Raw genomic sequence first — 23564 nt, forward strand, 5'->3', positions numbered from 1 at the left:
CTCTCTGCTTAAATTCAATTTATTTTATTCAAACAGAGTACTGATCAACCTACCCCTCCGGTACAGGATGCAGCTTTATTTTTCCCGTAAAAAAAGTTTACTCATTGCATCATAAAGCAGTAAATATTGATTGGATTTCCCATCATTATCAAAAAACTTCTCCCATGTACTTAATGGCTCCCAGATGCAGGTTCCTTTTCCTCTTCCATTGGGTAAACTGAAGGCAATTTTATTGACGTCTTCTTTTAATGCTGAATACTCTACCACAATCACATCTTTATTGTAGCGACGAACAAGATCGTTGAGATTATTTTCCAGGTCAGCTAATGTACCATGCCACTTTGGATAGTACGATTCCCCAATTACATCAAACTGTACACCACGGGCAATCATGTTATCGATAAAGAAAACAGATTCATCGTTTTGTCCGCCCAATGCAACATGCAACATCATCTGTACAGTTGGATCAACTGCTTTTACCGCTGCTGTGCCTGCACAAAGCAACTGTGCTGTTTGATCAATATTGCTCACATTCCCTTCGGGCCATACAATGCCATGATTGATTTCGTTACCTACCTGCACCATATCAGGAGTGGTACCCTGCGCTTTCAGTTCTTCCATCACCATTTTGGTATAGTCATATAATGCTTGCTTTAATTCTTCAAATGAAAGATTTTTCCACGCAGCAGGTTTGTATTGCTTTCCGGGATCGGCCCAGTAATCGCTGTAATGAAAATCGAGCAGAAGTTTTAAACCGGCAGCTTTTACACGCTTCGCCATTTGTTTTGTGTAATCCAGGTTACAGAAACCTTTCTTAGGCGAGTAACCAGCTTCCTGTGCAGGGTCATTAAAAATGCGGAGACGCACATAATTAATTCCATGATCTTTTAATATCTCAATCGCATCTTTGGTAACGCCTTTATCTGAAAATTTCATTCCACGCTCTTCTAATTGAGGAAGAAAAGAAATATCAGCTCCCAGCATTTGATCAACTGTTCTTGGCTTAGCTGCTTCCCCTTTCAGTTTATATTTCTCATCGATTGTAACCGTATTTACATTCTCAGGTGAAACAGTAATAATATCTGTTGACCCGGTGAACAATCCGCTGGCACCTGCTTCAAACTTAATGATGCCGGGCTTTGTTCCTGCCTGCACAATTACCTGGCATTTACCATTGAATAAACTCCGTTGCCACGCACCATCCACACATTTATCGGGTTCATGACTGCTGGGATCGCCGTTACCAACGCCGATAATTTTTGCATCGCCTTCAATTTTAAACTTGATCATGTTATCTGCATCCGGAACTTCACGGCCTTCACGATCAACAACTGTTATATTCATCACTGTTACATCTTTACCATCAGCAAGCATAGTAGTTTTATAAGGCGTTAACACTACTTCTGTTGCTGCACCGGTTGTTTCTACTTTTGATTTAAGGATTCTTCCCTTCTTATTGGCAACAGCTTCCAGTTTGCCGGGTTCAAATTCCACCTTCCATTGCAGGTGTCCATTGCGTGGCATATCCTTCTTTCCTAAACTTTTTCCGTTTAAGAACAGTTCTACATCATCTGCATTACTGTTCACCCACACATCAATTTGTTTCTTTGGTTTACCCCATTCGTTACGATGGTTCCAATGTGGAGAGATATGTAACACATCCTTATCTGTCCACCAGCTTTGATAGTAGTAATAAATATTTTTTGGAAAGCCGCATACATCCATCACACCAAAATGCGAATTGATATTGGGCCATTTGAATGGTGTAGGTTCACCACGATAATCAAAACCAGTCCATATAAAACCGCCAAGCCAGAAATCATTTGTTGCAGCAAGTTTCCACCACTCTTCTGCCCTGCTTGCCCACCACGGTGCTGTAATATCCTGATCGGGTAAGTACCCACGGATAGAATCTTTTTCCAGAATACCACGGGTACTAACGGTGCTGCCCATCTCTGTTCCAATGATCGGTTGAGTTGGATGATCGTTGTGATAATCTGCAACAGCAAACTGGCGGTAATTAAAACTGCGTACAGGAATTACTTCATTCACTCCTTTAAACACATTGGGTAAATCAGCAGCATAGGTAGACGTACGGGTTGGATCGAGCTGCTTTAATTTACTGATAAATGTTTCAGCAATTCGTTTGCCATGTGATGTAGTGTGAATCCAGCCTTCTTCATTACCAATGCTCCACATAAATACAGATGTGCGGCTGCGGTCACGTTTTACTAAGCGTTCAAACTGATCCATGTATTCAGCACTACTGTTCAGCAATCGCTGTTCATCCATTACCAGCATACCCAAACTGTCGCATGCATCTAACAACTCCGGGGTTGGTGTATTATGACTTGTACGGTATGCATTGCTGCCAAAATTTTTCAACACACTAATACGGTAGTATTGCAGATAATCAGGCAATGCACTTCCTACACCTGCATGATCCTGGTGATTGTTTGTTCCAAACAGTTTTATATACTTTCCATTAAGAAAAACACCATTTGGTTTGATTTCAATAGTACGGAAACCAAAGCGGAGCTTTTTGCTGTCAACAACAACTCCATTCTGCTTTAACTCAACCACCACACGATAGAGATATGGATTCTCTAATGACCAAAGTGTTGGGTTTGTAACATTAATGATTTGCTTACTTGTTTTCTCTTCATTTGAATTGATGGTAACTGGTGCTTCTTTTGCAGTGCCGATTTTAACACCGCTTCTGTCAGTTAAATAGGTGTTGACAGAGTAACTGCCGCCGACACTGTATTCATTGGCTATAGTTGTTTCAACGCTCAATATTGCTTTATTACCGGTGATAGCAGCATAAGCAAAAACACCATCCGTTGCAATATGTGTGTTGGCATAACTGTTCAGCCATACATGGCGGTAAATACCGGCACCCTCGTAAAACCAACCTTCATATTGTGTAGCGTCAACCCGAACCGTTATGACATTGTTACGATCGTAGTTAATAAAATCAGTTACATCGTAATTCACCCCAACATAACCGCTTTTATTATTTCCAAGATAAAATCCATTGACCCAAACCTGCGCATCACGGAAAATTCCATCAAACTGCAATTGAAAACGACGGCCCGAATCGGCTTTTGCAATAGTGAAATGTTTACGGTACCAGCCAATGCTCGTTGCAGGAAATAAACCACCTACAGGTTTGTATCCATGACTTTCCACATCGAAATTTTCCACCTGCACAAAAGGAAGTTCCACTGCCCAGTCATGCGGGAGATTGAGCGAACGCCAGCTGCTGTCGTTAAAACGCAGATCGATAGCAGTACCTGCAGCACCACCCGATTTAGAAAAGATTGTTTTTATACTGTAGTTAAAATCTTTATCGGGATTGGCGGCATGGCCAAATGCGAATTTCCAGTTGTTATCGAAGTTGACATGAGACCGTTGTGCTGATGCTGACAAGCTTAATCCTGTAACGCAAAGGATAAATGCGATAATCTTATGTTTCATATTCAGTTTTTGCAGGTAACACGAAGGACAGCAAGGTACGCCTGTGTTACGGATTTATTTATTGAAGTACTATTTTTTCTATTTCGAGACTGTACGATTTATTGTTTGATTGTTGAATTAAGGGACTGACCGTTATTTCAATTTTTTCGATGTTTTTTAAATTCAGCGCTTCATCAACTGCCGACAATTGAAAATACAGCGGTTGAAAACCGGGATACGGCCTTGGCATCAGCAACGCCTTATCGTTTTTGAAATGTACCAGTGGAATTTCCATATCCCGAAACTGATTGCTTAAAGAAACAATTGCAGCAAATGCAAAACCATTTTTACTAACCAGTGTAATTTTTACATTCAGCGGTTCCTTGTTTTCTGTTCGTGCCCGTAGGATGATTTTTGTAAATGAGTTAAGTTCAGAGCTTCTTTGTTGTAATTTATTACCAATGAAATGCTGCAGACCCATTACTTCATCCTCCTTTATATCGGTAATGCTGAATTTATGAATCAGGGTTCCTGTGCTGCTGCCTGATGCATACCCCGTTTGAAATCCCCTTCTGAAATTGGGTAAAACATGTACTGTTCTGTCGGTTGAAGGATTGTATAATTCCAGCGAAGAACCTGCTGCTGCAATATTGGTTTTATATGTTTCAAAACTGTAGTTATCCCAAGCAAAAGGATTCCCTTTGATTGCACCGGGATAGGTAACAAACTCATTTCCTTCTTGTACCAGTATGCGGTATGGCAGCTGGCCGGTTACTACAACATCAGCAGGAATTTCAGCCGTATACTCATAACCGTTTTTCTTCATGGGTATATTCCGGAATAAACCGCCACCGAGTTTTGATAATTGTACAGAAACACGTGCAGAATCAACTCCTCCAACAATCGCTTTGATCAAAAAAGATTTACCGGCGCTTACCTCTGTAAATTGTTCATGCCGCACAACAACTTCTTTTTTAGAAGATAGAGGTGCAACAAACTCACTGTTATAAGACCATTTTTCATCTGTTAATAAATGACTGATAATGTATTTGCCCGGAGTAATATCAAAGCCATCTTCCAGATTAACTCCTTGCTGTATTGTATAATTGTTACCTTGATTGACTGCACGTACAATCAGGTTTCCGCCCAGCCCATCAAGAAATAATTTCATCCTGTTTTTATTCCATTTAATCTGCGTAACTTCTTTGTTGGGTGATGCACGTTCAAACGGATCCCTTACATAAATTACATCGGGCATTACTTCGAGTATCCACACTCCATCTGAAATTTTATCAAGAAAATAAGCACCTGTTCCTTCATATTGTACTACAGGTGAACTGCCAACTCCTGCAATATGTTTTAATTCTTTTTTATTAACAGGTACAGTGGTTGTGTTATTGGAATAATAAAACTTATCAGCCGCATTCATTTCACTTAATGCATTTGCATAACTCACCCGAAACACATCAAACACACTGTCGGCCGGATATGCACCAAAGTTTTTCATACGTGGTACACGGTGAAACACTTCAGCAGCAATCATCATGCTGATGGCTTTTGAAGGAGTATAAGCAAGGTTGAGATAATGGGTTTGATACTCTGTATTTACATAGGCAATCGCCATTGGATCGTAAGCGAACTGTGTCGCCCATTGAAAGCCGGCTCCCCTGAAACTTTTTGCGATTGCCGGGTACATATAACTATCCATTACATCTGCTGCATCAAATTCATACACCATCAATGCTTTGTTTTTAAATGCTGTAACTGTATCACGAAATGGAATTTGATACAGATCTACATTTGGCAATGTATTTCCTTTGATTGTTTGATTGCCCACCAATCCCGATGGATACCATTGAAAGCTGAAACCATCTACAACTGATGCTGCAACAGCATCGCTGAAGTATGGGCCTTGTGCAATATTGTAAAATAAAGGTTTGGTAAAGCCTGTACTTTTTACCGCTGCTGCCAAACGGTTTATATAATCCGTCACTCTTTTTTTGGGGTTACTATGCGAGGGCTCATTGTTCAGTTCAACAGCAATAATATCTTTATCATTTTCGTAACTGAGTTTGGTGTACGGATTAATATGTTTAAAAAACTGCTTCAGGTAATTTTCCTGTGCACGGATCGCCGTATCATTTGTGGTAAGTTTTCCCCTTCCAAAATAACGGGAGAAACCGGGAGTTGCTTCATCCCGTTCAGGATAACCATTTCCCCAAAAAGCAATGGGAGTAATAATGGTTTTGATATTTCGTTTTTTTAATTCAGCCAGTAAAAAATCAAATAAACGTAAGTGTTCATTCTCAATAAGGTTACCTGCTGTATCACTTATTTCATTATCCCATACATGCACCCGGAATGCATTTAATCCAAGCCGTGAAAAATGATAAACATCATTACGGATAGCCTGTTCCAGATCAACATTTAATACTTTGTGTGCACGATATGCATGTGCAAAGGGGGTAGTGTAGTTTACGCCAAAAAAACTTGCCTCTGCTTTCGTTGAAGTGTAACGCAGTACTCCCTGTTTATCTGCATAAACAAGATTAGCCTGCTTTGTTTTTTGTGCAGCAAGCATTGTAACAGAAAAAAATAACACAAAACAAAAGACTGCTTTCTTGAAATAAATCATTACAGCTTATTATTTAACAGTGTATAATCTGAAAAATTCCCTGTAGAAACAGAGGAAGAATTTAAAAACTACTGATTTTACAAAATCAGCTTTTTCATGCCGTTATCCGGCAAATAATATTCACCTGAAGGAAACTTAATTCTTAAATGAATCCATTGCAACAGTTGGCTTTCCGCTGTTATCAAACGCACCAAGTGTATAGCCTTTCCATCCACCATAACTCTGAGGCTCCCAATACAGTACACCTAAACCTTTACTGCCTGTTACTGATTTTACTTTTGTTATAAGATCTGTTATAAACAATTTACATTCTGCCGCATTATCCCAGGGCATCCCAACTTCAACAACCATCACTTCTTTATTGTAAAGTGAAACCATATCGTTCATATTCACAAGGCATTGTTGGTTGGCACTCCCCCATCCCGCCGCTACATAAGAAGGATACAGAGACATGCCAATTACATCAAACTTAGCACCGTTGCTGATTAGTCCGCCAATATTCCAGCGGAATAAAGAATTATCCCAGCCATTTGAAACATGTACAATCACTTTTGCAGAAGCAAACACTGCTTTCACAGCATCGTAACCTGCATTTACGAGTTGCGCATAATTACTCATGTTGGTGGATGCTCTTCCTTCGGGCCACAACATACCATTGTTGGTTTCATTACCCACCTGCACCCATTCGGGAGTTACACCTGCTGTTTTTAACTGATTCAACACATCAGTGGTATGTGCTGACAATGCATTTTTCATATCTGCAAAACTCATTGCTGCCCATGCTGCCGGTTTTGTTTGCTGACCAGGATCGGCCCATGAATCGCTGTAATGAAAATCAATCATTACACGCAAACCAAGATTTTTTGCACGCAGCGCTTTTGCCACTACATCAGCAGCATTGTTCCAGGCAGGACTTGGGTTAACCCATACTCGCAGGCGAATGGTATTCATGCCAAGTGATTTCATCAATGCAAAACACTCTGTTTCTGCACCCGATGCATTGTAAAATTTTTTACCTGATGCTTCCATCTCTGTTATCCAGCCAATATCAGCTCCTTTCACAAATCCTGTTTCAACAACTGGAGGAACCGGATCCGGAGTCATTTTATTTTTTTTGCAGGTAGATGACAATGCAACTGCTGCAAATAAAAGCCCTGCTGTATAAAGTATTTTTCTCATTTACTTTTTTGAATTTTATAAATATTACCCTGTAAGAACCTGTGCCTGGTGCGCTGATATTATTACCGCCCGGTTTGGCAGACCAGCAATACCAGTTTGCCGTACGCATTTACCTTGTAAATTATATCGTAAGAACCATTACTGGAAAATACAAATTTGTTACAGGCTGTAAATGCCAAATTGGTTGCTACCCTTGATTGGTTGTTGTATTTAAATGTCATTGGTGTTGCAGAAGTGCTCCACACATGTTGATCTCCTGAGAGATAAAATTAAACTGCTGTAAAATTAACAGTTCCAGCATTTACAACTTCATTTACTTTCATATAATTCGTTTCCGGGAAAATCAACGATTTCCTGATGTACCGTTAACCAAAGTGGTGGTGCTTCCACACCATTCATATTTTATACCACTGCTTTCCATTCTTGGTGATGAGATTCAACTCACTTAATAAATCCTTTTAAAAACAAGCAAATCATTACTTAAATGCGTAAGCCGTATTCACTGGCTTTATAATATTTTCGTTTTTTACGATTATTTTTTTTTTTTTTTCATTATTGGCTTATTTTTGGTCAAATGTCGATTATGCTTGCAACGCATAGAAGAGAGAAGATATTAGACTTACTGAGGGAAGATGGTTCGGCCAAAGTATTAAATCTGGCAAAAATCTTTAAGGTAACCGAGGTAACCATCCGGCAGGACCTTGAAAAGCTGGAAAAGGATGGCTCCATAACCCGTGAACATGGTGGAGCTTATATTAAAAACATTAAAGATCAGGTTCAGACTTTTTCGTTAGTGCACCAGGAGAACCTTGATAAAAAGAGTTGATCGCAGAAAAATGCATTGAGTTCATTGAAAGCGGGGATACAATTATATTGGATTCTGGTACCACCACTACCGAAGTGGCCAAAAAACTGAAAGGCATGAAAGGCCTTACCGTAATTACCAATGCGCTCAATATAGCATTAATGCTTGGAGCAGAGCCTGGAATTGAAGTGATTGTTACCGGCGGAGAGTTTAAACCGCCTACTCTGTCATTAACAGGCCAAAAGGCTGCAGATTTTTTCAAAGGGCTGCATGTTCAAAAGTTGTTTTTGGCTACAGCGGGTATATCATTAAAAGCCGGTCTTACCTACCCAAGTATAAGTGATATAGTAGTTAAAAAAGCAATGATTGAAGCAGCCGAAACAACATATCTGCTGGCCGACTCTACTAAAATAGGCAAAGCCGCTTTTGCAAGCCTGGGTGCTTTATCCCTGATTGATTACATCATAACAGATGCCGGCATTGAAGAAAAGCACAAACAGGTATTTAAGGATAATGAAATTGAATTAATAATAGCAAGCTGATAACAATGGCAAATACTAAACAAACAACACTGGGCGTAATCATTGGCAACCGTGATTTCTTTCCTGACAAACTGGTTGCTGAGGCAAGAAACGAAATTCTTGACTTGTTCAAAAAACTTAACATCACTCCCGTTTTATTGAGCGATGCCGATTCAAAACTGGGTGGTGTAGAAACTTTTGCAGAAGCACAAAAATGTGCGGCTCTGTTCAATAAACATGCGGAAGAAATTGACGGTATCCTTGTAGTCCTTCCCAACTTTGGTGACGAAAAAGGTGTGGCTGAAACCATTAAATGGTCAGGCTTGAATGTTCCTGTTTTAATACAGGCTTATCCTGATGATTTGGGCAAAATGGATGTTGTAAACAGAAGGGATGCCTGGTGTGGTAAGATTTCAGTTTGCAATAATTTATATCAGTTTGGTATAAAATATTCCTTAACAACAAAGCATGTAGTAAGTCCGAAAAACGAATCGTTTATCAGCGACTTAAAACAATTTACAGCAGTATGCCGTGTGGTGAAAGGCTTACGTAAAGTGCGCATTGGTGCAGTTGGAGCAAGACCGGGAGCATTTAATACAGTCCGTTACAGTGAAAAGATTTTACAGCGCAATGGTATTTCGGTTACTACGGTTGATTTATCAGAAATATTAGGCAATGCCAACAAACTAACTGCTGATGATAAATCAGTAAAAGAAAAATTAGAAAAAATTCATGCGTATACAAATACAGGATTAACGCCACCGGATAAATTAGTACAGATAGCAAAACTGGATGTAGTGCTGGCCAATTTTATGGCTGAAAATTATCTGGACGCATCTGCTATTCAATGCTGGACATCGTTGCAGCAAAACTATGGCTGTAATGTGTGCACCAGTATGAGTATGATGAGTGAGCATATGCTGCCATCTGCCTGTGAAGTAGATGTTACCGGAACATTAAGTATGTATGCTATGCAATTGGCAAGCGGCTCCCCTTCTGCCCTGGTTGACTGGAATAATAACTATGCAGATGACGATACAAAATGCGTATTGTTTCACTGTGGTAACTGGGCCAAGTCATTTTTGCCCGATATAACCATCAGCACCGCTCCAATCCTTGGTACTTCTGTAGGTACTGAAAATACATATGGAGCATTAGATGGACGTACACCAGCCATGCCTCTTACTTATGGCCGAATCAGTACAGATGATTGTAAAGGAATTATCAAAGCATATATTGGTGAAGGTGAATTAACCAACGATGCATTAAACACATTTGGTAACAGAGCAGTAGCGCAAATTGACAACCTGCAGGGTTTAATGCAGTATGTGTGCCGTAATGGCTTTGAACACCATGTTGTAATGAATGCCAGTAAAACAGCAGGCATTTTAAAAGAAGCATTTGAAAATTATTTGGGATGGGAAACCTATTCTCATTCCTGACTTGGAAACTGAACAGGTAAAATGACAACAAAAGAATTAAAACAAAAATCGCTGATATACCGTAAGAAGATTTTACAGTACATCACCAAAGCAAAAGCCGGGCATACCGGCGGCAGTTTGTCGAGTATCGATATTTTAAATGTACTGTATAACGAAGTTTTGAATGTATCTCCGCAAAATTTCACTTCACCTGACAGGGACAGGTATGTGCAAAGCAAGGGGCATTGTGTGGAAGCATTATATGTAGTACTTGCAGACAAAGGTTTTTTTCCTGAAGATGATTTGAATACCCTCTGCCAATATAAATCCCACTACATTGGCCATCCAACAAAAAAAATAAAAGGCGTTGAACAAAATACCGGTGCATTAGGACATGGATTGCCTATTTGTGTTGGAACAGCACTCGCTGCAAAAATGGATGAAAAAGATTACAGAGTATTTACATTACTGGGAGATGGCGAATTACCTGAAGGCTCAAACTGGGAAGCGGCTTTGACAGCGGCACATTACAAACTGGATAACCTTTGTGCTGTTATTGACAAAAACAATTTACAGATTTCCGGCACTACTGCTGAAGTTTGCAATACAGACCCATTGGATAAAAAATTTGAGAGTTTTGGCTGGGCCGTAAAAGAAATAAACGGCAATGATGTGGATGAATTAAAAGCAGCGTTCAACAGCTTACCCTTTGAAAAGGGAAAGCCTTCGGTAATCATTGCACACACGATAAAAGGTAAGGGTGTAAGCTATATGGAGAACGATGTAAAATGGCATCATGGTGTACCTGATAAAGAACAGTACGAATCAGCGCAGAAAGAATTAGATCATGCATTAACCCTGATATAAAATGGCAGATCAGATCAATACAAATAGTTACAAGGCAAACTTAGAAATATTTTCAGAAACATTACAGCGCTTAGCTGCAGATGATAAGAATGTTATTGCTGTAACCAGTGACAGCCGTGGCTCAGGAAAACTGGTGCCCTTTGGGAAAAAATTCCCGAAACAGATTGTGGAAATTGGTATTGCTGAACAAAATTTAGTGGGTGTTGCTGCCGGGTTAGCGGCATGCGGCAAAAAAGTATTCGCCGTTTCACCTGCCTGTTTTTTAACCGCAAGGGCATTAGAACAAATAAAGAATGATGTCGCCTACAGTGATAATCCCGTTAATGTGATTGGCATAAGTGCTGGCGTCAGTTATGGTGCATTGGGAAGTACACATCACAGTTTACATGATTATGCTGCCTTAAGAGCAATCAATAATATAATGATTGTAGCACCGGCTGATAATTTTGAAACCGAACAGGCTATTGAGCTGGCATCTAAAACCAATCAGCCAATTTATCTGCGCTTTGGCAAAAAGCCAATGCCTCCTTTGAAAGCAATAAATAATGATGTATTTGTATTTGGAAAAGGAAGAATAATTACAGAAGGAAATGATGTTGCAATCATTGCAACCGGAGAAACTGTTTACCCGGCATTACAGGCGGCGGCTAAATTAAAAAGTGAAGGAGTTTATGCTACCGTCATCAGTATGCATACCATTAAACCTTTGGATACAGAATTATTACAGACTGTTGCCGGTAAATGTAAAGCAATTGTAACGGTAGAAGAGCATAGTGTGAATGGTGGATTGGGTGAAGCCTGTGCTTCTTACCTGCTGCAGAACCAGTTTGCAAAACCATTTAAAATTATTGGAATACCTGATGAGTACACCGTCACAGGATCACAACAGGATATTTTTAATCATTATGGAATAAATGAAGAAGGTATTGCTGAAGAGGTGAATAAATTATTAGAAAAAAAACCGGTGCACTCTTAAGTTATTTGTTGCATTAGAGACTATTAACAGGTTATTTTAAGTACCGGCCACAGGAATATATTTTAACGATTGAATTACAAAGTAAAATTTGTTCAATGCAAAAACGGGTGCCATTTTCTCCATTGCTGCTATTATTGTTAATGCTGTTTTTTTTTACTCAATGTAAAACCAAAACAACAGACAAAAAACAGCACAAGATTGCTATTGTTGTTTCTACACTCAATAATCCCTGGTTTGTTTTCCTTGCAGAAACAGCTGCTGCAAAATCAAAGGCGCTGGGTTATGAAGCGAAGATTTTTGATTCCCAAAACAACACAGCTTTAGAAAGTGATCATTTCGAAAATATCATTGTTTCGGGTTTTGATGCAATTCTTTTTAATTCTACCGATGCAAATGGGTCTGTAGCCAATGTATTAAAAGCAAAAGCTGCCGGTGTACCGGTGTTTTGCATGGACAGGGAAGTAAACAGCAACGATCCCACCTCACAAATTTTAAGCGACAGTTATTCCGGTGCAGTTGCTATTGGAAAATATTTTACTCAGCAATTAAATAAAAAAGGAACCTATGTAGAACTGCTCGGTATTGTGGGTGATAATAATACCTGGGCAAGAAGCAAGGGTTTTCACAGTGTGGTGGATAATTACACGGGGTTAAAAATGGTTGCGCAGCAAAGTGCCGACTTTGACCGCAACAAAGCAATGGAAGTAATGGAATCCATTTTGCAGGCCCACCCTGGTATTGATGCCGTTTTTTGTGGTAACGATGGCATGGCAAGCGGAGCCTACCAGGCATTGGTTTCAATCGGAAAGGCAAATAAAATAAAAGTATATGGATTTGACGGTGCAGAAGATGTAATTACATCTATTGGCGAAAATAAAATTGCAGCAACCGGCATGCAGTTCCCTAAAGTAATGGCCGAAACGGCCGCACAGTTTGCAGATGAATATATAAAAGGAAGAAGAGATTTTCCGGAAAAAATACCTGTTGCAGTTGAATTGGTTACTGTAAAAAATATTGCCGATTACATTGCTTACGGTAAAAAATAAACAACCAATGAAGAAACTTGTAGCATATATTCTTATTGCAGCCATCACAGGTTTAGTGGGTTATAACTCAGTTTACTTTAAAAAGCTTAGTGATGTAAGAAACTCATCTGTTGAGAAATTTGATGCCGTAACTTTTTCTAAACAATTGTGGTCCGAAAAAATGCCACAAAAACTTGACAGTGCTGTTGATTTAGCAGTTTTGATAAACGCAGTTACTGCTGACAAAGAAGCTGCACTTAACAATTATTCAAATGCTTTGGGCATTGGTAATTACCGGTACGCATTGATTAAAACCCAGGCAACTGTTACAGCTGTAAATGAAGATGAATTACTGATTCAAATATCTGTTTCCGACTCTGCACTGAATGCTGTACTTGCCACAGAATATATCTATGGCAATGCCATCCGTGATGCCTCTGCATTGGTAGATCTGAAAGATTTCTCTAACACATCCGATTTAAACAGTATTTCTGAAGAACTGAATAAAACAGTGAGAACAACTGTATTGCCCATATTCAGGAAAAGTGTAAAGAAAGGAGATAAACTGAAAATCACTGCTGCAGTTGAATTAAACAAAGAGCATATTAAATGGAACGGATTGGAACTGCTTCCTCTCCGCCTGCAAATAGTAAACTAAATGCTGGAAGCAAAAAATATATCAAAGAAATTTTCGGGTGTTACTGCCCTTTCAAACATCAATCTTGTATTGCATCCCGGCAAGGTAAATGCAATCATTGGTGAAAATGGAGCAGGTAAATCTACTTTGATGAAAATTTTTTCAGGAGTATACACTCAATATGAAGGCCAGATTATTTATAACGGAAAGCCGGTTAAATTTTCCGGTACAAAAGCAGCCGAAGATGCAGGCATTGCCATCATTCACCAGGAGCTGAACCTTGTTCCGCATTTAACCATCGCAGAAAATATTTTTCTGGGCCGGGAGCTTACCAATGCCTTTGGTGTGCTGGATAAAAAAAGGATGAATGAAATTACAAAGCAATTACTTTCAAGATTAAATCTTTCCATAAGCCCCGATACAAAAATTGTTGAAATAAAAGTTGGCCAGCAGCAGTTAGTGGAAATAGCAAAAGCATTATATTCCAATGCATCTGTTATTATAATGGACGAACCTACTTCTGCCATCAGCGACAAAGAAGTGGATAACCTGTTTGCCATTATTGCTCAGTTAAAAAGTGAAGGAAAAACAATCGCTTATATCTCTCATAAGTTTAAAGAGCTTTTTGCCATTGCCGACCACTATGTTGTATTAAGAGATGGCGCTACTGCAGATGCTGGCGATATGCAACAGGCAACACAGGAATCGTTGATTCAAAAAATGACAGGCAGAGATGTTACACTGCAAAAGCGAACAGGGAATGCAACTGAAGCAGAAATATTACTTTCTGCTAATAAAATATACCTCCGTCATCCTGAAATAAAAACCACCTGTTTGCTCAGTAATATTTCCTTCAATTTATACAAAGGCGAAATTTTAGGGGTTTATGGATTGATGGGTGCAGGCAGAACAGAACTGATGGAAACCATTTTTGGACTTCATCCTAAAAATGCAAGTGGTGAAATATTCGTTGAAGAGTCAGTAAAAAAAATCAAGTCCCCCTGCGACGCTATTAAGGCCGGTATTGCTTTGGTACCGGAGGATAGAAAATTGCAGGGCTTAATTCTTAATCAATCTGTAAGTAAAAACATAAGCCTTACCATTTTACAGCAATTGCAGCAATGGGGCATTATGCTGAGTAATACAAAAGAGAAAGCGTTATCGGTAAATTATATCAGCAGGCTTGGCATTAAAACGTCATCGGGCAATAATGCTGCACAAAACCTGAGTGGTGGTAATCAGCAAAAAATTGTTATTGCAAAATGGCTGGCCACCAATCCAAAAATATTGTTGCTTGATGAACCTACCCGTGGTATCGACATTACTGCAAAATCAGAAATATACAAGTTGATGAAATCACTTGCAGCTGAGGGTCTTGGTATCATCATGGTTTCATCTGAGCTGCCTGAAATACTGGCTGTATCAGACAGAATTCTGGTAATGTGTGAAGGAGAGCTGACAGCCAATCTGCCAATTGCTGCTGCTAACGAACAGGAAATTCTAAAATATGCCATCCATAAAAACTGATTGAACGAATGACAACAACTGCATTATCATATAAAAGTAACTTAAGTAAATTTCAATCGCTGATTGCACTGCTGGTATTATGCATTGTATTAAGTTTTCTTACCGATAAGTTTTTTACTGCTGCCAATGGAGTAAATGTACTGAGACAGGTTGCAGTAAATGTTTGCATCGCCACCGGTATGACGTTAATAGTACTTACAGCAGGTATTGATTTATCTGTCGGTTCTGTTTTAGCTTTATGCGGCGCTATCACTGCCGGTTTATTAAAAAATGGCATGCAGTTTCCCTCAGCAGACCTTTTTATTGGCTTCACAATTTTAGGTGCTGTACTGGGTGCAATTATTATTGGTGGTTTACTGGGTTTATTCAACGGACTTGTGATTACCAAATTTAAAGTACCGCCCTTTGTGGCCACTTTAGCCATGCTAACTATTGCAAGAGGTTTCACCATGTTGTATACAGGAGGCCACCCTATCAGCAACCTTGGAAATAATTTTGCATATATCGGTGCAGGTTCTTTTATTGGTATACCTGTGCCGGTTTGGATTGCAACGATTGTAGTTTTGCTGGCGGTTTTTATTACCAAAAAAACAAAACTCGGAAGATATATCTATGCCATTGGTGGCAATGAAACTGCCGCTAAACTTTCGGGTATTCGCATTAACAGGGTAAAATTAATAGTGTATAGTTTGGGTGCAGCACTGGCTGCTGTTGGTGGTGTGATTGTTACTTCAAGGTTAGATTCTGCACAACCCAATGCCGGTATCAGTTACGAACTGGATGCTATTGCAGCAGTTGTCATTGGCGGCACTTCATTAAATGGTGGTAAAGGAAGTGTGTGGGGTACTGTTATTGGCGCTGTAATTATCGGCGTATTAAATAATGGTTTGGTATTGCTGAATGTTTCTCCTTTCTGGCAGCAGGTAGTGAAAGGTGGAGTGATATTACTGGCAGTTATTATTGATAAAATGGGTGATAAAAAAGAATAAACTATTTTGCAAAACAAAAAATATATACTGGCAATAGACCAGGGTACCAGCTCTACGAAGTCGCTAATATTTGATTCAGATGGCAACGCAATTGCCAAAGGTTCAGAACCCCTTCACAGCAATTACCTTGATAATAGTTTTGTGGAACAGGACCCTGAAGCTATATATCAGAATGTATTGACATCAGTAAAAAAATGTTTACAACAATTTTACGAAAAGGGTTTTAAAGAAACAGATATAGCTGCCATAGGTATAGACAATCAACGGGAAACATTTGTTATCTGGGATAAAGATGGCAAACCACTATATCCAGCCGTGGTATGGCAATGCAAACGTTCGGTGCAGGTATGTGAGCAGTTAAAAGAAAAAGGTTTGTCAGCAAGCATACAGCAAAAAACAGGCCTGGTGATTGACCCCTATTTTTCTGCTACTAAACTTATCTGGTTGTTTCAGAATAATGAAACCATCAGAGATGCAGTTAAAAGCGGCAATGCTTTTTTCGGAACAATTGATACCTGGTTATTATACAAATTAACAAACGGAAAAGAATACGCAACAGATTACACAAATGCATCCCGTACATTACTTTTTAACCTGCATACACTGCAATGGGATAAAGAATTAATTGATGCTTATGGACTGACAGGTATTCAATTACCGAAAATAAAATCATCCTCCTTTTTGTTTGGAGAAACGCTGCTCAACGGATTGTTTAAAAATGCTGTTCCCATAACTGCACTTATCGGAGATTCACATGCAGCCGCATTTGGCGAAGGTTGTTTTGAAACAGGCACCGCCAAAGCCACATTAGGAACAGGTTGCAGTATTTTACTGAATATAGGTAGCAAACCATTGCCTTCAAAAAACGGAATGGTTACAACCGTATGCTGGAGTATAGAAAACAGAATTGACTTTGCTTACGAAGGTGTGATTGTTTCATGCGGCGCTGCAATTGAATGGATGAAAAACGAATTACATCTTTTTAATGACAGCAAAGAAACAGAAGCCATGGCCAATGCTGTTGCAGATAATGGCGGGGTGTATTTAATTCCGGCATTCAGTGGTTTGGGTTCTCCACATTGGCAAATGGACAGAAGGGCCTCGCTTTCAGGAATGAGTTTCAGCACAACTAAAAATCATGTTGTAAGAGCGGCACTTGAATCTATCCCCTATCAGATAATGGACGTGGTAACTGCTATGGAAAAAGACGCAGGACTGTCATTAAAAGAGCTCAATGCGGATGGAGGTATCAGCTCCAACCTGTTTGTGATTCAGTTAATCGCTGATTTGCTGAATAAAAAGGTAGCTACCATTGGCATGCCTGACGTTTCTGCGTTGGGGGCAGCATTGCTGGCAGGCCTTAGCTCCGGGGTATATGAAAGTATTGATGCTCTGAAGAAAATGAAAACAGATAAAAAACATTACACTCCAGCCAATACTGTTGATGCAGAAAAAAAATATAAGGGTTGGCAGCATGAAATTCAACAGTATTTAATCATAAAAAATAATCACATCAGTTCAGGCATATGAAACAGAAATTCAAAGCCGGCTTAGCAGCTACTTTATTATTCTTGCTGTGCGGTTCTTTTCTTTGCCCAACAGCAAGTACAGCAATGGAACAGGTTTGAAGTTGTATTAAAACAAATATACAATGGCAATGCTTTTGCCAATGTAAAGCTTACCGCTAAATTTATCAGCAAAGACACGACATATATTGCAGATGGATTTTATGATGGCGATAATACGTTTATAATCCGTTTTATGCCGGAAAAACCCGGCCATTGGACTTACGTTACCAGCAGTAACATAAAGCAACTCAACAATCAAAAAGGAAATTTTGAATGTGTAGCTGCATCAGGCAATAATCATGGAATAGTAAGGGTAAGCAATACGTATAATTTCAAGTATGCAGATGGCAAACAATACTATCCTGTAGGTACTACTGCTTATGCATGGAACCACATGAGTAAGCCAGTGCAGGAAATGACTTTGCAATCATTAAAACAATCTGGTTTCAATAAAGTGCGTATGTGTGTATTTCCCAAAGATTACAACCTGGTAAAAGAAGAACCCGAAATATACCCTTTCGTTTCAGCCGGAATAGAAAAAGGGCCGAATGGAAAAGAAAGAAAGGTCTGGGATTTCACCACCTTTAACCCCGCTTTTTTCCGTGTGCTGGAAAAACAAATTGATGAATTGAATCAATTGGGCATTGAAGCTGATCTGATTCTTTTTCATCCGTATGATAAAGGCCGCTGGGGTTTTGATTCATTACCAATGGATGTAAATTTCAAATACATCAAATACATTGTTGCAAGGTTAGGCTCGTTCCGGAATGTATGGTGGTCACTTGCAAACGAATGGGATTTGGTAAAATATAAATCACATGACGATTGGATTGCGTTGTCAAAAGCTGTAGCCGAAACTGACCCCTATCATCATTTAACTTCTATACATGGAAGCACTGCAAAATATATTGAATACTGGTTGCCGTATTATACGCATGTAAGCATACAGGATGAAGGCCCGGTTTTGCATTGGGGTGCGGCTGTTATTTTACGCAATGCCTATTATAAACCTGTTATTTATGATGAAGTGGGTTATGAAGGAAACCTTGTAAGCCGCTGGGGCCGCTATAGTGGCGAAGAGATGAACTACCTGATGTGGATGGGTGCTATTGGGGGTACTTATGTTACGCATGGCGAATCGTATATGTTTAAAGATGCAACTGATACCATCTTCTGGGCAAAAGGCGGAACATTCAAAGGTACAAGCTGGAAGAGAGCAGGGTTTTTAAGGAAGATTTTAGAAGAAGCACCCGGCCCATTAGAAGCATCTGATGGAAGCCGTGATTTTAAAACAGCATCAGGCGGCAACGGACACTTCATTGTTTATTTCGGAAAAGAGATGAATGAGTATTGGTATTTCAATCTTCCGCAAAGAAATGGTTCATTCACCAGGCTTACCGCAGGAAAAAAATATAAAGTAGAAATTATTGACACCTGGGATATGACGATTACACCTGTTACTGCTGTATTTGAAACAACTCCGGCAGAAGATTACCGTTTATATGATAAGGATAGAAAAAAAATCAGACTGCCAGCAAAACCTTATATCGCATTGCGAATAACAGAAATTACAAAATAGCAGTCTTACGTTTGTGTGTTTTACATTTATAATAGTATAATCAGCACAATAGCCTGATACCTGTTAAATGCCTTTTCCAATTTAGTTTAAAATCTGCCATCAACTTATTTCACAATCACTTCATCAATAAAAATATGCGAAGGCGATCCTGCACTCTCATGCCATGCAGGTAATTTGCCGCCACTTTTTGCAACCACCCGTATAAACCTTGCACTTGCTTTTACATTACTGCCTAACTCCTGCACAATAGGCCCCCGTTCATTCATTGTAACCGTATTCACAACCCTTGCAAGCGGTATGAAATTTTTACCATCTTTGCTCACTTCAAAGAACACTTCTCCAGGAAAAACAATCCAAGGGCTAACCTCCTGCAATACATGAACTCCTACATAGTTAATGGGTCTTGTTTGCTGTAAATCTATAACAGCTATAAAATCCGTATCATAATAACTCTGCCAGTCACCGGTTTTCCAATTGGCTGCTCCTGTAATTCCATCGATTAACAGATTGTTCCCTCCTCCCGTATACATCGGATGCACTTTACTTAATACATTAATACTTCTATCGGAAGGAATTTTATGAAATTGTTGCGTGATAACCGCACTTTTAAAGCCCTTCTTTTCTGCATACAGTTTTACAACAGCCGTTTCATTTATTGCAAAAGGCTTAGTATAGCGAATAAAAGCTGATGGGCTTCCACCTTTTCTTTGAATACTGTAAAAGAGTGTTGCTTTGGCATCAAGATGTTGCAACACAATATTCAGATTATATTTAAATTTATTACTGGGCATTTTAAAAAAAGGCACTGCAACAAACTGTTCATCATTCACAAACGAAACAGGCATTTCACTTTTCTTCACGCCACGTGTTAAATTGGGTTGATTGCTCATTTCAAATACAAGTTCTCCTCCATTTTCAACATCTGTATTTTTTATAAAGGTTGCAGCATATGGTATTCCGTTGAGTATTACATTATTTACATAATAATTCGATGGCTTCCTGTTGTTCGCAGTAATTGTAAATGTCTTCCCGTTTTCAAGATGAATCTTCACTTCATCAAACAATGCTACACCTAATGCATATATTCCGCTTCCGGGGGTTACCTGATAAAAACCCATCGAGCTCATCACAAACCAGGCACTCATCTGCCCGCAATCTTCATTACCTATTAAACCATCGGGGCTGTTTGGGTAAAACTCTGTACATATCTTATGCACCAACTCCTGTGTGCGCCAGGGTTTACCTGCATAATTGAACAGATAGGCGATGTGATGACTTGGCTCGTTTCCATGTGCATACTGTCCAATTAAACCTGTTACATCTGCCTGGTCACGACCGCTTAGTGTTTGTGTAGTACTAAATAGCTCCTCCAGCTTTTGCAAAAATTTCTCTTTGCCTCCATACAGCTTTATCAATCCTTCTATATCCTGCTGCGCTGAAAAAGAATAATGCCAGGAATTACCTTCGGTAAAAAAATTATTAACTTCTGTTGCATTAAATGGCGAAAACCAAAACCCCTGTACTTTACCCCGGATATGACCGGAAAAAGGATCAAACAGATTTCGGTAGTTGAGTGATCGCAGTAAATACTTCCGATACACATCATCGTTGCCAAGCCATTGTGCAAACTGTGCAATACACCAATCGTCATAAGCATACTCTACTGTTTTAGAGCTGCTTTCATGATCAAAATCATTACTTACAAAACCCTGCTTCTTGTATTGCTGCAAACCAAACCGCTCGCTTTCTGCATAAGTCATCATTGCTTTTAACGCCAGCTGTGTATCAAAATTTCTGATTCCTTTTTGGTATGCATCTGCAATTACAGAAACCGAGTGATAGCCGATCATACAGAATGTTTCATTTCCGCTTAACTCCCAAACCGGCAACATCCCTCCGTATTTGTATTGCATTAAAAAAGTATTAATCCAATCTCCTGTTCGCTTACTGTTAATGATTGACATTAAAGGATGCAATGCCCTGTGCGTATCCCACAATGAAAAAACAGAGTAATTCGTAAACCCATCTGTTTTATGAATAAGTTGATCGGTTCCCCGGTATTCATTATTAACGTCGGTATATATATTCGGACTTAACGAGGCATGATACAACGCTGTATAAAAAGAAACCTGCTGGTCTTTTGTTCCCCCTTTAATTTCAATTTTACCCAACTCCTTATTCCATTCGTCTTCCGCTTTCTTTTTAAGTGCTGAAAAATTCCAATTTGTAATTTCCGTATCCAGGTTAAGCTTTGCATTTTCCATACTTACTCCGGAAATACCCACTTTCATCTGCACACGCCTGCTATCCTGCAGGTCAAAAACAAAATATGATTTCAGGTTTTTTCCTGCAGCAGATTGTATCCCTTTTTGCAATACATCATTCACAGCAATCCCATATTCCCTGATTGGTTTTTCAAAACGGATATAAAAAAACAAAGACTGATCAGTTGCCCACGATTTACTCCGGCGCATACCTCTAACTTCATATGCATTTACAACTTCCATTGACGATTCAAGTACTTCATCCCGGTGCTGAAGATCGAGAAGTATTTTACCATCGGTTGTTTTTGCATCAAATGTATATGCATGCATACCGGAGCGATAAGATGTACTGAGTTCAGCTTTGATATTGTGTTTATCAAGCACTACTTCATAGTAACCGGGAGCTGCTTTTTCTTTTTTATGCGAAAAGGGAGATGCGTATTCAGTGTTTTTCCATTTTACATTACCTGTAAACGGCATTACCAGTACATCACAATAATCGGCAATACCTGTACCGCTCAAATGCGTATGAGAAAACCCATAGATCAGCGAATCTGAATAATGATAACCGCTGCAACCATCCCATCCTTCCAGCCTCGTATCAGGGCTCAACTGCATCATGCCAAAGGGCATACTGGCGCCTGGATATGTATGTCCATGGCCGCCCGTACCGATGAAAGGATTCACAAAGCCGGAGTACTTAGTTTGTGCAGGAGCACTAAAACCAAATACAAACAGCAGGAAATAAATGGTGATTGATTGAATAACTTTCTTCTGACTATTTTTCATTTCTGTTTATCCTTTTTTTCGATAAAACATACCCTTCTGCTTTACTCAGGACGGCTTCCTTATTATTACACAGAATATGTTTGAGCCGTTTCGGTTATCATTTTAAATACAGTTCAATAATACGATCAACCTCATCCAATACAATAGCTGTAAGATAAATAAATGTTCCTTTCGGCAGCAGTTTCAACTTAACTTCTTTTCCATTATCTGTTTCAGTTCAGGAATGAAAATATAACCCGGTTGCTCAGGCCAGCTGAGAATGTACATAAACAAGTACTGACTTTAAAAGTAACGGGAATAAATGCTCGCTGCTCAATCAGTATTTCTTTTAAAGAAATATTTGTGGCTGTTGTTCAGAAAGCGTGTAGCTGTTCAGCATTTCATCAAATTCATCTGCTGCCAAATCTTTTTCGGTTTTAACTGCAATTCTATTTGCCGGTAATCTTTTCAATACTTCCCGTTTCTTTGATTTTTGACACCCATTCAATACCCAAATTTTGTGCTCGGAATGCAGGTTGTTGTTACACAAACCGGATATGCAGTAAAAGACGAAACCCTTCACAGGGAAGGGCTTCGGCAATGTACTGTGCTTTGTGAAGAATACTGACAAACCTTAAACCCGCTATGGTGTGTGTGGGGGGTGGAAGGCAGTTTGCTTGGCAATTTTTTTTCTTTCAAACGAAAAAAAAATCTACATACATTCATCTGTTACATTGCAACTATACATTATTCGATATTTCATTATTTACAAGTTTAATTTCATTAAATTTTAGTCAAACTGCTCCTTAAATACATAACTTAAAATGTATATCGAATTCCAAGCCCTCCCCAATTCCCAACAAAACCTCTGTTATTCCCAAATTCAAAAGCCGGCTGCCAGTCAACAGACATATTTAGTGGCAGTGATTTGAATTTATAATCAAGACCAAGACCCCGTCAATTCCGGCAAACACGCCATCACCGTAATTCGTATTGTAAAATCCAATATGGGCACCGGGTCCGATATACCATTTCAAACCGGTTACGTTAGCAATGGGAGTATGTATTTCATACAAACCGGTTAATCGCATCCCATGGCCCCAAAAATAACCTGTAAGCTCAACTGCATCTTTAGAATGAAAGAAATGTTTAAAGCTTATGCCAGCCCCATCCCAGGCTTTTACACCCAAAGCTGTTTTGTAACTACTGCTCTTGGTTGATTTACTTTGTGCATTAACAATAATAGTCATAAACAGAAAACACATAACTAAACAGGATACTCTTTTCATAAAAAATATTTTACACTATGACTTTTAAATAAATGGAATAGTTGCTGTTTGTAAA

General features: G+C 39.2%; 14 protein-coding genes and 1 pseudogene. 10 read left to right on the forward strand and 5 right to left on the reverse strand.

Going from position 1 to position 23564, the window contains the following annotated elements:
- Window positions 1-75 precede the first annotated feature (75 nt).
- The 3 genes from IPK31_19845 to IPK31_19855 all read right to left on the reverse strand — a co-directional run bounded on the left by IPK31_19845 (window position 76) and on the right by IPK31_19855 (window position 7273).
- Entirely contained in the window at window positions 76-3480 is a 3405-nt protein-coding gene (locus tag IPK31_19845) for a glycosyl hydrolase 53 family protein (GenBank protein MBK8089982.1), read from the reverse strand.
- A 58-nt stretch (window positions 3481-3538) separates the two neighbouring features.
- Window positions 3539-6094 carry a cellulase family glycosylhydrolase gene (locus tag IPK31_19850; protein MBK8089983.1) on the reverse strand — a complete coding sequence of 852 codons (2556 nt, stop codon included), beginning with the start codon at window positions 6092-6094 and terminating at the stop codon, window positions 3539-3541.
- A gap of 135 nt (window positions 6095-6229) precedes the next feature.
- Complete coding sequence (locus IPK31_19855) at window positions 6230-7273, reverse strand: glycosyl hydrolase 53 family protein (GenBank protein ID MBK8089984.1); 1044 nt, start codon at window positions 7271-7273, stop codon at window positions 6230-6232.
- A gap of 583 nt (window positions 7274-7856) precedes the next feature.
- Between IPK31_19855 and IPK31_19860 the strand changes: the two are divergent.
- The 10 genes and pseudogenes from IPK31_19860 to IPK31_19905 all read left to right on the forward strand — a co-directional run bounded on the left by IPK31_19860 (window position 7857) and on the right by IPK31_19905 (window position 19188).
- Window positions 7857-8620 (forward strand): annotated as a pseudogene (locus IPK31_19860) (DeoR/GlpR transcriptional regulator).
- A 5-nt stretch (window positions 8621-8625) separates the two neighbouring features.
- On the forward strand, window positions 8626-10041 hold the full coding sequence (locus tag IPK31_19865) for an L-fucose/L-arabinose isomerase family protein (protein MBK8089985.1): 1416 nt from the start codon (window positions 8626-8628) through the stop codon (window positions 10039-10041).
- Between the two features lie 21 nt (window positions 10042-10062).
- On the forward strand, window positions 10063-10887 hold the full coding sequence (locus tag IPK31_19870; protein MBK8089986.1) for a transketolase: 825 nt from the start codon (window positions 10063-10065) through the stop codon (window positions 10885-10887).
- 1 nt (window position 10888) lies between these two features.
- Window positions 10889-11863, forward strand: a complete 975-nt coding sequence (locus IPK31_19875) for a transketolase family protein (GenBank protein ID MBK8089987.1) — start codon at window positions 10889-10891, stop codon at window positions 11861-11863.
- A gap of 95 nt (window positions 11864-11958) precedes the next feature.
- Window positions 11959-12909 (forward strand): D-ribose ABC transporter substrate-binding protein, encoded by a 951-nt coding sequence (locus IPK31_19880; GenBank protein ID MBK8089988.1) that lies wholly within the window; start codon window positions 11959-11961, stop codon window positions 12907-12909.
- Window positions 12910-12916: 7 nt separating this feature from the next.
- Window positions 12917-13546: a DUF2291 family protein gene (locus IPK31_19885; GenBank protein ID MBK8089989.1), complete on the forward strand. Its 630-nt coding sequence runs from the start codon at window positions 12917-12919 to the stop codon at window positions 13544-13546.
- Complete coding sequence (locus IPK31_19890; protein ID MBK8089990.1) at window positions 13547-15052, forward strand: sugar ABC transporter ATP-binding protein; 1506 nt, start codon at window positions 13547-13549, stop codon at window positions 15050-15052.
- Window positions 15053-15060: 8 nt separating this feature from the next.
- Window positions 15061-16041, forward strand: coding sequence for a ribose ABC transporter permease (gene rbsC, locus IPK31_19895; protein MBK8089991.1), 981 nt, complete (start codon window positions 15061-15063; stop codon window positions 16039-16041).
- A 6-nt stretch (window positions 16042-16047) separates the two neighbouring features.
- Window positions 16048-17571 carry a glycerol kinase GlpK gene (gene glpK, locus IPK31_19900; protein MBK8089992.1) on the forward strand — a complete coding sequence of 508 codons (1524 nt, stop codon included), beginning with the start codon at window positions 16048-16050 and terminating at the stop codon, window positions 17569-17571.
- Between the two features lie 114 nt (window positions 17572-17685).
- Window positions 17686-19188 (forward strand): DUF5605 domain-containing protein, encoded by a 1503-nt coding sequence (locus IPK31_19905; protein ID MBK8089993.1) that lies wholly within the window; start codon window positions 17686-17688, stop codon window positions 19186-19188.
- 104 nt (window positions 19189-19292) lie between these two features.
- On the opposite strand, the gene IPK31_19910 is transcribed toward IPK31_19905, so the two are convergent.
- Together IPK31_19910 and IPK31_19915 are read right to left on the reverse strand one after the other, a co-directional pair.
- Window positions 19293-22241 carry a GH92 family glycosyl hydrolase gene (locus IPK31_19910; GenBank protein MBK8089994.1) on the reverse strand — a complete coding sequence of 983 codons (2949 nt, stop codon included), beginning with the start codon at window positions 22239-22241 and terminating at the stop codon, window positions 19293-19295.
- Window positions 22242-23134: 893 nt separating this feature from the next.
- Window positions 23135-23509, reverse strand: a complete 375-nt coding sequence (locus IPK31_19915) for a hypothetical protein (GenBank protein ID MBK8089995.1) — start codon at window positions 23507-23509, stop codon at window positions 23135-23137.
- Window positions 23510-23564: the final 55 nt, after the last annotated feature.

This window comes from Chitinophagaceae bacterium, assembly GCA_016713085.1.
Classification (GTDB): domain Bacteria; phylum Bacteroidota; class Bacteroidia; order Chitinophagales; family Chitinophagaceae; genus Lacibacter.

Bases quoted from the DNA above. Each gene is read 5' to 3' on its own strand.
- IPK31_19845 (MBK8089982.1), bottom strand. From the start codon at position 3,480: ATGAAACATAAGATTATCGCATTTATCCTTTGCGTTACAGGATTAAGC.
- IPK31_19850 (MBK8089983.1), bottom strand. From the start codon at position 6,094: ATGATTTATTTCAAGAAAGCAGTCTTTTGTTTTGTGTTATTTTTTTCT.
- IPK31_19855 (MBK8089984.1), bottom strand. From the start codon at position 7,273: ATGAGAAAAATACTTTATACAGCAGGGCTTTTATTTGCAGCAGTTGCA.
- IPK31_19865 (MBK8089985.1), top strand. From the start codon at position 8,626: ATGGCAAATACTAAACAAACAACACTGGGCGTAATCATTGGCAACCGT.
- IPK31_19870 (MBK8089986.1), top strand. From the start codon at position 10,063: ATGACAACAAAAGAATTAAAACAAAAATCGCTGATATACCGTAAGAAG.
- IPK31_19875 (MBK8089987.1), top strand. From the start codon at position 10,889: ATGGCAGATCAGATCAATACAAATAGTTACAAGGCAAACTTAGAAATA.
- IPK31_19880 (MBK8089988.1), top strand. From the start codon at position 11,959: ATGCAAAAACGGGTGCCATTTTCTCCATTGCTGCTATTATTGTTAATG.
- IPK31_19885 (MBK8089989.1), top strand. From the start codon at position 12,917: ATGAAGAAACTTGTAGCATATATTCTTATTGCAGCCATCACAGGTTTA.
- IPK31_19890 (MBK8089990.1), top strand. From the start codon at position 13,547: ATGCTGGAAGCAAAAAATATATCAAAGAAATTTTCGGGTGTTACTGCC.
- rbsC (MBK8089991.1), top strand. From the start codon at position 15,061: ATGACAACAACTGCATTATCATATAAAAGTAACTTAAGTAAATTTCAA.
- IPK31_19910 (MBK8089994.1), bottom strand. From the start codon at position 22,241: ATGAAAAATAGTCAGAAGAAAGTTATTCAATCAATCACCATTTATTTC.
- IPK31_19915 (MBK8089995.1), bottom strand. From the start codon at position 23,509: ATGAAAAGAGTATCCTGTTTAGTTATGTGTTTTCTGTTTATGACTATT.